Annotated in this window: 7 protein-coding genes; all 7 read left to right on the forward strand. The window is 33.6% G+C overall.

Going from position 1 to position 12,600, the window contains the following annotated elements:
- On the forward strand, window positions 1-1,713 hold a 1,713-nt coding region (locus A3I1_RS0103065), incomplete at its 5' end, for an SdrD B-like domain-containing protein (RefSeq protein WP_018369855.1).
- 185 nt (window positions 1,714-1,898) lie between these two features.
- Window positions 1,899-2,663, forward strand: a complete 765-nt coding sequence (locus tag A3I1_RS0103070; RefSeq protein WP_018369856.1) for a formate/nitrite transporter family protein — start codon at window positions 1,899-1,901, stop codon at window positions 2,661-2,663.
- Window positions 2,664-2,774: 111 nt separating this feature from the next.
- On the forward strand, window positions 2,775-4,853 hold the full coding sequence (gene pbp2b, locus A3I1_RS0103075; RefSeq protein ID WP_018369857.1) for a penicillin-binding protein PBP2B: 2,079 nt from the start codon (window positions 2,775-2,777) through the stop codon (window positions 4,851-4,853).
- A gap of 14 nt (window positions 4,854-4,867) precedes the next feature.
- Window positions 4,868-5,464, forward strand: coding sequence for a recombination mediator RecR (gene recR / locus A3I1_RS0103080; RefSeq protein WP_018369858.1), 597 nt, complete (start codon window positions 4,868-4,870; stop codon window positions 5,462-5,464).
- A gap of 10 nt (window positions 5,465-5,474) precedes the next feature.
- Entirely contained in the window at window positions 5,475-6,521 is a 1,047-nt protein-coding gene (locus tag A3I1_RS0103085) for a D-alanine--D-alanine ligase (protein WP_018369859.1), read from the forward strand.
- A 50-nt stretch (window positions 6,522-6,571) separates the two neighbouring features.
- On the forward strand, window positions 6,572-7,927 hold the full coding sequence (locus A3I1_RS0103090) for a UDP-N-acetylmuramoyl-tripeptide--D-alanyl-D-alanine ligase (protein ID WP_018369860.1): 1,356 nt from the start codon (window positions 6,572-6,574) through the stop codon (window positions 7,925-7,927).
- Window positions 7,928-8,095: 168 nt separating this feature from the next.
- Window positions 8,096-12,600, forward strand: a 4,505-nt coding sequence (locus A3I1_RS08205) for a sialidase domain-containing protein (RefSeq protein WP_051069672.1), incomplete at its 3' end; no start/stop codon positions are given.

A 12,600-nucleotide genomic window follows, 5' to 3' on the forward strand; every position in this document is an offset into this window, starting at 1 on the left:
GTAGCAGGCGTTAAAGTTGTTCTTACAAAAGAAGATGGAACAACAGAAGAAACTATGACTGACGATAAAGGATTCTATGAATTCCCTAACTTAGACAATGGTAACTACAAAGTTGAGTTCACAGTTCCAGAAGGTTATGAAGTAACACCAGTTACAAGTGACGATGATAATGTTGATGGTAACTCAAACAACCCATCAACAACAGGAACAATCAACAATGCAGACAACATGACAGTTGACTTAGGTCTTGTTAAGAAAGTNTACAAACTAGGAAACTACGTTTGGATTGATACAAACAAAGATGGTAAACAAGGTGCTGATGAAAAACCAGTATCAGGCGTTAAAGTTGTTCTTACAAAAGCAGATGGAACAACAGAAGAAACTATGACTGACGATAAAGGATTCTATGAATTCCCTAACTTAGACAATGGCGACTACAAAGTTGAGTTCACAGTTCCAGAAGGTTACGAAGTAACACCAGTTACAAGTGATGATGATAATGTTGATGGTAACTCAAACAACCCATCAACAACAGGAACAATCAACAATGCAGACAACATGACAGTTGACTTAGGNCTTGTTAAGAAAGTCTACAAACTAGGAAACTACGTTTGGATTGATACAAACAAAGATGGTAACCAAGATGCTGATGAAAAACCAGTAGCAGGCGTTAAAGTTGTTCTTACAAAAGNAGATGGAACAACAGAAGAAACAGTAACAAACGCTGAAGGTTACTATGAATTCCCTAACTTAGACAATGGCGACTACAAAGTTGAGTTCACAGTTCCAGAAGGTTACGAAGTAACACCAGTTACAAGTGACGATGATAACATTGATGGTAACTCAAACAATCCATCAACAACAGGAACAATCAACAATGCAGACAACATGACAGTTGACTTAGGACTTGTTAAGAAAAAAGATCCAACAACAACAACAACTACAACAACGACTACTACAACTGAAGAGCCAACAACTACAACAACTACAACAACGACTACAACTTCAGAAGAGCCTACAACAACGACTACTGTAGGAGAATCACCTGAAGAGTCTACTACAACAGAAGAGCCAACAACTACAACAACAGAGGCTCCAACAACTACAACAGAAGAGCCAACAACTACAACAACAGAGGCTCCAACAACAACTACAACAGAAGAGCCAACAACTACAACAACAGAGGCTCCAACAACAACTACAACAGAAGAGCCAACAACACCTAAAACAGAAGAACCTAAATATAAATTAGGTGACTATGTATGGCTTGATACTAACAAAAATGGTAAACAAGATAATGGTGAAAAACCAGTAGCAGGCGTTAAAGTTGTTCTTACAAAAGCTGATAGAACAACTGAAACAACTACTACTAACGCTAATGGATACTATGAATTCCCTAACTTAGTAGATGGTGACTACACAGTAGAATTTACAGTTCCTGAAGGCTACGAAGTAACTCCTGTTACTGACAATGCTGACCATGTTGATGGTAATTCAAATACTGCTAAAACTTCAGGCTCTATTAAAGGTTCTGATAACTTAACAGTTGACTTAGGTCTTGTTATGAAAGAAACACCTAAGAAAGAAACACCTAAGAAAGATAGTCTTCCAAAAACTGGTGACAACAGTGTTCTTGAAACAACACTTGTAGCCTTTGGTATCATGATTCTTTCAGGCTTTGGCTTTTATGTATATAAAAAACAAAGTAACTAATGATGATTTTATAGCTGATGATTATCATCATTTATAAATAATTCTAGAAAACGCTCTAGTGATTCACTAGGGCGTTTTTTATTTTGTGAAAGGATAAATATTTTATTGAAACATTGTGAATAATATTGTTATCTTTAGATATTATTGTTATAATAAAAGTAATTTTAATTCTTTGTGAGGTAAGTATGGATTCGCCAGAGATAATATTAGAAAAAGCAATAAACATTGGGTCTTATAAGATTCATAAAACTTTTTTGCAAAAAGCTATTCTTGGGTTTATTGGTGGTGCTATGATTAGTTTAGGGTACCTTCTTTATGTTAGAGTAGTAGCGAGTGGCATTGAAAGTCTTGGTTCTTTTGCTGGATTTATTGGTGCTAGTGTTTTTCCAATTGGTTTAATTGTAATTTTATTAGCTGGTGGTGAACTTATTACCGGGAATATGATGGTTGTTTCATTAGCTTTCTTTGCAAAAAAAATTACTATTAAAGATCTTTTAAACAATTGGGTTATCATAAGTTTTTTTAATATTATTGGTGCGATATTTGTTGCCTATTTTTTTGGTCATCTTGTTGGATTAACAACTACAGATCATTTTCTTCAAGAAGTGGTAGAAGTGGCTCATGCTAAAATAGCTGCTAGTCCACTCCAAGCAATTTTATCGGGAATTGGTTGTAATTGGTTTGTTGGTATAGCATTATGGTTATCTTATGGTGCAAAAGATGCTATTGGAAAAATTGTAGGAATTTGGTTTCCAGTTATGACTTTTGTGGCTATCGGTTTTCAACACAGTGTTGCTAATGCTTTTATTATTCCTGCAGCTATTTTTGAAGGTGCTGCTAGTTGGGGTGATTTTCTAAGTAATTTTATTTTTGTCTACATAGGAAATATTATCGGAGGTGCCATTTTTGTTTCCTTATTTTACTACCTTGTCTATCATAAAAAATCATAGAAATATTAATGAAAATATGAATTTTAAACAAGAAAAATCTGTTATGAGCAGGTTTTTTTTATTAAATTATGATAAAATAAGAGTCAGAGTTTTAGAAAGTAGAGTTATGATATGGCAGATAAACAACATCCAACGAGAAAAAATCGTGTTAAAACAGGAAAAGTAGTTGCTAATCGAATTAATCTACTTTTTTTCATTATTGTTTTTTTATTTATTATTTTAATTTTACGTTTGGCAGATATGCAATTAATAAATAAAGAATTTTATACTTCAAAAATTACTGCTTTAACCACTTATACCATAACAAGCTCTAATCCAAGAGGACAGATTTATGATGCCAAAGGTGTTCCTCTTGCAAAAAATAATATCATTGAAGTAGTTACCTACACGAGAAACCATACAACAACAGCTCAAGAAATAAGAGAAACAGCTCAAAAATTAGCTAATTATGTAACAATATCTAATGTTGATGTGTCAGAACGTGATAAAAAAGATTATTATCTAGCCCTAAACAGTAACTACCAAGAGATTTATAACTCATTATCAGATGATCAAAAATACGATGAATTTGGTAATAAATTAACTGAATCTATTATCTACAAAAATGCAGTTGATGCTGTAACTGAAAATCTTATTACCTTTTCAGATGAAGAGCTAAAAGTAGTTTCTCTTTTTTCGCAAATGAATGCAACTCCAATTTTTAATACTTCTTTTTTAAAAACTAATACTATTACCCCTAAAGAAATTGCTGTTATTGCTAGTAATAAATCAAAATTACCAGGTGTTTCAGTTCAATCAACTTGGGAGAGAGTGGTCTCTGATAATTCGTTATCTGCTGTTATTGGTACTATTTCTACTGAAAAAACTGGTCTACCAGCTGAAGAGTTAGAAGATTATCTTCAAAAAGGTTACTCGTTAAATGATAGAGTTGGGACAAGTTATCTTGAAAAATCTTATGAAGATTACTTACAAGGAAAAAGAACAACTAGACAAATTGTTATTAATAAAAAAGGACAAGTAGTTAGTGATATCGTTGAAAAACAAGGTCAACAAGGCAATAATCTCAAACTAACGATTGATTTAAAATTCCAAGAGGGTGTAGAAGACATTTTAAAACGGTATTTTGATTCAGAATTAGCGCTTCAAAATACTCAAAGTTCAGAAGGAATATATACTGTTGTTTTAGATGTAAATACTGGTGCTATTTTATCAATGGCTGGTTATCAGCATGATATCAAAACTGGAAATGTGCAAAAAAATGCATTAGGAACAATTACAGAAGTTTTTACACCAGGGTCAGTCGTTAAAGGAGCAACACTTTCTGCTGGTTTTGAGCACCAAGTAATTTCAGGAAACCAAACTCTTTTTGATCAAGCAATTCAACTAGCAGATTCAGCTCCTATTAAATCATGGTTTACAGTAAATTCATTGCCGATTACTGCAAGTCAGGCTTTGGAGTATTCTTCTAACACTTACATGGTACAGGTGGCTCTTAAAATTTTGGGACAAGAATATGTACCAGGAATGGTTTTAAGTACCGATAATACAGAAGAAGCAATGACAAAAATACGTAAATCTTTTGCCCAATATGGGTTGGGTGTTGCTACTGGTATTGATATTCCTGGAGAGTCTTCTGGTTTTATTCCTAATGAGTTTGATATAGCTAATTACCTTACAGAAAGTTTTGGGCAGTTTGACAACTACACAACCATGCAATTAGCACAATATGCAGCAACAGTTGCAAATGGTGGTATTCGTTATGCTCCACATCTGGTTGAGGGTATTTACAAGCAAGAAAATAATGGTGAATCAGGTGAATTAATTGAAAGTATTCAACCAAAATCCTTAAATACTGTTGCTATCTCATCTGAGGAAATGGCAATTATTCAGGACGGATTTTACCAAGTTGTTAATAGCAATTCAACATTTTCAACAGGTCGTAAAATTGGTCAAGGAGCTAATGTTAGCATTTCAGCAAAAACAGGAACAGCAGAAAGTTATGTGAAAGACAAAAATGGTAAATTGGTCTATACGTCAAATTTAAATGTTGTTGCCTATGCTCCAAGTGATAATCCACAAATTGCTGTGGCTGTTGTTTTACCTCATGAATCTGACTTAACAGGAACTGTTAGCCACGACATAACTCGAGACATTGTTAATCTTTATCATTCAATGAATCCCATGAACTAGAAAGGATGGTTAGTGTGCTCTACCCAATACCAATCGCTAAATTGATAGATAGTTTCACAAAATTACCAGGAATTGGTATTAAAACTGCAACTCGATTAGCTTTTTATACCATTTCAATGGCAGATGAAGATGTTAATGATTTTGCCAAAAATTTATTAGCTGCTAAAAGAGAATTAACTTATTGTTCTATCTGCGGCAATTTAACTGATGAAGAGATTTGTGATATTTGTAAAGATAACTCCAGAGATCAAAGTATTATTCTTGTTGTCGAAGAAAGTAAAGACATTTCTTCAATGGAAAAAATTCAAGAGTATCAAGGTCTTTACCATGTCTTACATGGTCTTATCTCTCCCATGAATGGTATTGGTCCAGATGATATCAATCTTAAAAACTTGATTACTCGATTAATGGATAGTCAAGTAGGCGAAGTTATTATCGCGACCAATGCTACTGCAGATGGCGAAGCAACAGCCATGTACTTATCTCGCGTCTTAAAACCCGCTGGAATAAAGGTGACACGTTTGGCTCGTGGTTTAGCTGTTGGTAGTGATATTGAGTATGCAGATGAAGTAACGCTTTTAAGTGCTATTGAAAATCGAACAGAAATATAGAAGGTGACTCATGGAAAAAGATACATTACTATTATTATATGGTGGTCGCTCTGCTGAAAGAGAAGTTTCAGTGCTATCAGCAGAAAGTATTATGCACGCCATTGATTATAATCAATTCATTGTTAAAACTTTTTTTATCACAAAAGATGGTGATTTTATTAAAACACAAGAATTTTGTCAAAAACCAAGTGACACTGAAAAACTCATGACAAATGATAGTATTCTACCCAATCAGAAAATAAAACCAAGTGACATTTATGAAAAAAATGCAGTTGTTTTTCCTGTTTTACATGGACCAATGGGTGAAGATGGTTCCATTCAAGGCTTTTTAGAAGTTTTAAAAATGCCCTATATTGGAACCAATGTTCTTTCTTCAAGTGTTGCCATGGATAAAATTACAACCAAATATGTATTAAAAGCAGCAAATATTCCCCAAGTTGATTTTGTCCCTGTGATTGAAGGAGAAAAGATTGACGAAAAAATTCATCATATTGAAACAAAATTAAACTATCCAGTTTTTGTCAAACCAGCCAATATGGGTTCAAGTGTTGGAATCTCAAAAGCAGACAATAAAGAGGAATTAAGACAGGCCCTTTTCTTAGCTTTTAAATATGATAGTCGTATTTTAGTGGAACAAGGTGTTGATGCTCGAGAAATTGAAGTTGGTCTTTTGGGAAACGGAGAAGTTAAATCAACTCTTCCTGGTGAGGTAATAAAAGATGTAGCTTTTTATGATTATGATGCCAAATATATTGACAATAAAATTAGCATGGCAATTCCTGCGGAGTTAGATGATGCTTGTATTACAAAAATGCGTCTCTATGCTGAAACTGCCTTTCGAGCTATTGGTGGTTGTGGATTATCACGCTGTGATTTCTTTCTAACAAATGATGGTCAGGTTTATCTCAATGAGATAAATACTATGCCTGGTTTTACTAAGTGGTCAATGTATCCACTCTTGTGGCAAAATATGGGACTTAGCTATAGTGATTTAATCAAAGAATTAGTGCAATTAGCTAAAGAAATGTTTAATAAGAGAGAAAACCATTTAATATAAAATATGCTATAATAAAAGAGCGATTAGCTCTTTTTTAATAGGAGAAATAAATGAAATTAAACTTACATGAAATTGCCCAAGTGGTGGGTGCAAAAAATGATATTAGTCAATTCGAGGACGTGTCAATCAATTCTATCGAATTTGATAGTCGTCTTATCAAGGAAGGGGATCTTTTTTTACCCTTAAAAGGTAATCGTGATGGTCATGACTTTATACCAATTGCCTTTCAAAATGGTGCGCTTGTAACATTTAGTGAAAAAAAAGTAGATTACCCTCATATATTAGTGTCTAACACACTTCATGCTTTTCAAGAATTGGCAAAATATTATTTAGAAAAAATGGCGGTATCAGTAATTGCTGTTACAGGCTCAAACGGTAAAACAACTACCAAAGATATGATTGCAACTATTCTTGAAAGTACATATAAAACCTATAAAACACAAGGTAATTACAATAATGACATTGGCCTTCCTTATACGATTTTACATATGCCTGATGCAACAGAAAAACTGGTCCTTGAAATGGGGCAAGATCATCTTGGTGATATTCACCTCCTTTCTCAGATTGCTCAACCTGATATTAGTATTGTCACGCTCATTGGAGAAGCTCATCTTGCCTTTTTTGGTAGTTCTGCTAAAATTGCTGAAGGTAAGCTTCAAATTGTCGATGGGATGAAGGATAATGGTCTTTTAATTGTTCCAGATGATCCACTAATAAAACCTTTTCTTCCAAACAACCAAGAAATCATTTTCTTTGGTGAGGACACACCATTATCAATTCATAACTTGAAAGAACATAAGAATTACTTGACTTTTAATCTTGATTTTCTTGAGGGAGATATATACCTTCCCGTTACTGGTAAATATAATGCAACAAATGCCATGTTAGCTGCCTATGTTGCTACGAGACTTGGTGTGTCACAAGATAATATTAAATCAGGGTTAAAAAATCTTGTGCTCACAAAAAATCGAACTCAATGGAAAAAAGCTAAAAATGGTGCTGATATTTTAAGTGACATTTATAATGCTAATCCCACCGCTATGCGTCTTATTCTAGAAACATTTTCTAGCCTGCCCAAGCAAAAGAATGGTAAAAAGATTGCTGTCTTGGCAGATATGAAAGAATTAGGCGAAGCTTCAAAAAAATTTCATGAATCAATTATTACAAGCCTTAATCCAAATCAGATAGATATTGTTTATTTTTATGGTGATGAAATTTATCCTCTCTACCAATTAGCTCAAGAAAAATTTACAAAAGAAAAACTAGCTTTTTTTAAAAAAAATAGTACTGTTGATGAAATATCTTCTCTAATAAAAAATATTCAAGAAATCTTAAAAACTCAAGATCAAATCTTGTTTAAGGGCAGCAATTCAATGAATTTAGAAAAAATTGTTGATTCCATTTAAAAAATAACATGATACTCAATAAACCACTAGCCAACTTGACAATTTTGTTAAGAAAGTTAGTGGTTTTTAATATATTATTATATTGACATTGCAAAGATAGAAAGGTTATAATAAAAATGAAAACGCTAACAAAAAATGTTTGATTATTTTAAAGAAAGAGGTATTTTAATGAGAAACCGTTCAAAAGAGTTATTTGATAAAAGACAACGCTTTTCCATTAGACGTTTGACTGTTGGAACAGCATCAGTGATGATTGGTAGTGTCTTATTTGGAGGTTATGTTGTTTCAGCTAATGAAACTAATATAGCACCAACAAATAGTATTGTTACTGAGGAAACAGGTTTTACTGAGACAGAAAATGAATTTCAGACCAATGAGTTACAACCAGTTAGTGAAGAAATATCAGTAGATCAAGACAATAAAGTTGTTGCTAATGAGGATAATCCTATCAGAGAATCATCAGAAAATACTACAGAACCTAATTCGGTAGAAAATACTGAGGAAATTAACTCTGAAAGACCTACTTTTTTGCTTGAGATTGATAGCATTGGTCGTTTATATGAAGAAAATAAAGTTGTTACTATAGATAATCAGCGTCTTGATGCTAATAATAATTATCATATTGCTTTGAATGATCACCTACAAACCGTAAAATCCTTAACGGATGCTACAGTCTATATGGAGTTAAAATTAGATTCTAATTCAGGCTTTAAGAGTCTTTTTTCTGCGTCTAGTACACAAAACGCCAATAACTATTTATCTCTTTATTCTAATGGTGGTAGTGTCGGTGTTGAAGGTAGAAATGGAAATAGCCAATTTTATAATGCTCCAACTACTAATTCTAAACAATTAGTTTCAGGGGAGTGGAATGCTATTGCTATGACAATTGATTCTTCTACTGATGCAACTGCTAAGCTTTCTGTTTATGTTAATGGAGAATTAGCTTACTTTGATCAAAAATCAGCAAACTTTATCAAAGATTTGATAGGTGTAGATCGTTTGCAAGTCGGTAATACACCACGAGGTAATCAAATGAGATGGGGCGCACCTTTTGATCTTAAGAATTTAACAATTTTTAATAGGGCTTTAACATCAGAAGAAATTAGTCGTAGGTCTGCAATTTTTAAACGTGAAACTTATCCTGAGCGCCTAACACAAGATATGAAAGTGACTGATGATGAGATTGTCTTTGAAAGTGGAAAAAATAATCAAAGAGCTGCAGATGGTATTTATAGTTATCGTATTCCAGCCTTATTAACAACAAAAAATGGTACTTTAATTGCTGCTGCTGATGCTAGAGAAACTCACTATAGTGATTGGGGTAACATAGGTATTACAATTAGAAGAAGTACCGATCAAGGGTCTACTTGGGGGAATCGCATTGATGCTATTAATATTAGAGATAATCCTAATGCTGCTAACCGAAATCAACAATCCCCAGTAACCATTGACTCAGTTTTAGTCCAAGACCCAACTAACGATCGTATTATTTTGATTTACGACATGTTTTTAGAAGGACAAGCAATTCACAGTTTACCAGCTAATAAAGAGAGTTATGAAGCACCATATGTTACGATTGAAGGTAAAACTTACCGTGCTTTATATCGAACAGATAATGCTGGTGAAACTGGTGTTTATACGATTCGTGAAAATGGGAAAGTATATTCACCAACTAATATAGAAACACAATACAGTGTTAAACTGGAGTCTGATCACGCTGCTAAAGAGTCTATTGGTGATATTTATCAAAACAATGAGTTAATTGGTAATATCTTCTTTACAACTAATAAAACTAGCCCATTTAGGGCTGCTTGGGCCAGCTATTTGTGGATGCAATATAGTGATGATGATGGTATCACTTGGTCAAATCCAAAAGATATTACACCAATGGTTACTAACAACCAAATCAAATTTCATGGTGTTGGTCCTGGTGCTGGAATTGTTTTGAAACATGGAGATTACAAAGGGCGTATTATTGTTCCGACTTATTCAACCAATTATGAAGCAACTAATCATTTAACCTCTCAGTCCTCTCGAGTTATTTATTCTGATGACCACGGTGAGACTTGGGAAATGGGTGGTTCACCAAATGATGATAGAACACTATCAAATGGTACAATTATTCATTCTTTAACAATGAATCAATCAGCTGAACAACTAACTGAATCCACAGTTGTTGAATTAGATAGTGGAGCATTGAAATTATTTATGCGAAATCCATCTGGTCTTGTTAAAGTTGCTACTAGTCATGATGGTGGGCAAACTTGGCATGATTTAAAAGCAATACCAGAGGTTGTTGATGTTTATGTGCAACTTTCAGCTATTCATACCCATCATAATGATAAGGAATATATTATTCTTTCAAATGCCAGTGGCCCTGGAAGAACCAATGGCTATCTTAGAGTAGCAGAAGTATTATCTAATGGTGAATTAAATTGGATAAACCATAAAATTCTTCAAAAAGGTGACTATGCTTATAATTCTCTTACTAAAATCGATGATAATAACTATGGTATTTTATATGAACATACTGAACCAGGTTACAATGCTTATAGTTTGCATTTCAAATCATTTAATATGGAATATGCGCTTGCTCAGACGCAACCAATTGTGCAGGTACAATCTATTGATAAGTTAGATGATTATCATTTCCGCCTTAACTTTGATAAAAGTATCTGGGCACTAAAGTCCGAAAATCTTCTTTTAGAGGATGATACTATTGCTTATTTTGTCTCTCAAGATAGTCCAACTTCATTGATTTATAGCATTACTTCAGAAGATTGGGGTAAAACATTGAAAAAAATCATTCCTACTGATATTATCAATGTGAATAAAATTGATGTCGAAATTTCGGGAACTCTTCCAAGTGTAAATACAGAAAATTTAAATCCCTATGACATTGCAAGACGTGTCAATAATGTAACTGCTAAGAGGATTGGCCATAATAAAGCTTTGATTAACTTCGCCCCTTATGAAGGAGCTGAATATTATTTTGTTAGCCGTTTAAATGTTGAAACACAAGAAAATGAACTCTTTAGAACTTTTGAAAATCATTTCAATGACACTACACTTCATGCTGATCATAATTATGTCTACAATGTAGTTGCTATAAAAAATAATAGGTTGAGTGCCAACTCATTAGATGCTACTATCTCAGCACTTCAAGAATTTCTCGATGATCGTGATCCAGCTATCGAGTACGGGTCGGCTTTTGGTAATTGGAGTGATGCACAACTTTATGGTGGAACTGAAAAATTTGCTGACATTACAGGAAATACTACACTTACAAAAGATGATTATACTGCCAAGGTTAACTTTGTAGGTAAAGGTATTGAAATATATGGAATTAAGAGCCCGGATCTCTCAACTGCAACTGTTAAAATTGATGGTATTAACCGTGGAATGATTGATTTTCACAAAGTTGGGGCAAAAGAAAGTGGTGTTTTAATTGGTCAATTTGCTGACTTAGAAGATGGTATTCATACTTTAGAGATTATTGTAAATAATAATGATGCAACAAGAACAGGAAGACGAGACAAAATATCGCTTGATTCCTTTAGAATTATTTCGGGTGCTCCAAATGCATCAGAGCGTATAGATGATCGCGATTCACGAATTCAATACGGTTCAGCTTTTGGTGATTATTCAGATCCACAACTCTATAAAGCTACTGAAAAATTTGCTGACATTACTCAAGATGTTACTGTTCCAGCTGAGAATGCTACTCTAACATTAAGTTTTGAAGGAACAGGTATTAGAATTTATGGTAATAAAGCAACAAACTTAGGTGAAGCTCTAGTAACGATTGATGGTAATCAAGTAGACCCACTTATTTTCTTTAAAGCATCCGGAAATGTTGAAAAACGTGCGTTAATTGGTGAATATGATGGTTTAGATAATGGGTCTCATACTATCGCTATCAGAGTGAAACCTGATGCAACAACAACTAATAAAAAAATTAGTATTGATTCCTTTGAGATTCTTAAACCTCAAACACCAGCAATTCTTTCACCAAATCTTATTGATGTAGCTGAAAATGAAGATCATATCATACTTATTATGGCACCAGGCGATTGGCAAAATATCAAGCTTATCATTGATAATGTTACAGACCCAATTGTTTTGACAAAAACTGATGATTTAAATTTACAAGAGTCTTCAGGACTAGCAGTTGAAAAAATTTCTGACACGTATTGGACTATTGCTCTACCGGCTGGTCTTAATCGTGAACAAATATTAAATGTTAAGGCAACTGCACACTATTCTCATGGTGTTAGTAATGTTGGAGTTGCTAAAATAGCTTCACGAAAACCTAAAATGAAGCACTATCAGGTTAAGGCAAAATTGGTCTTAAAAAATGGTACAGTTCTTTCAGAGACAATAGTTTTAAATAATTTGACAACTGGTTCTAACTATGATATTACTGCTCAATCACCAGAATTGTTTATTGAACATAGTGATAAGAGATACTTCCGTGAATCTTCTTCAAATAATATTTCTGGGACAATTGGTGATGAAGATATTGTTGTTACTTATACATATATAGAAGCAACAACTAACGTACCAGACACTGCACCAACAGCTGAAGATAAACCATCCATTGTGTTTACAAATGGCAGTGGTGCTGTTAATGAAGATAAACCATCTATCGAGTTTAGCAATGGTAGTGGTGT

Origin of the sequence: Streptococcus marimammalium DSM 18627 (genome assembly GCF_000380045.1) — a bacterium.
In the GTDB taxonomy this organism is placed as follows: Bacteria; Bacillota; Bacilli; order Lactobacillales; family Streptococcaceae; genus Streptococcus; species Streptococcus marimammalium.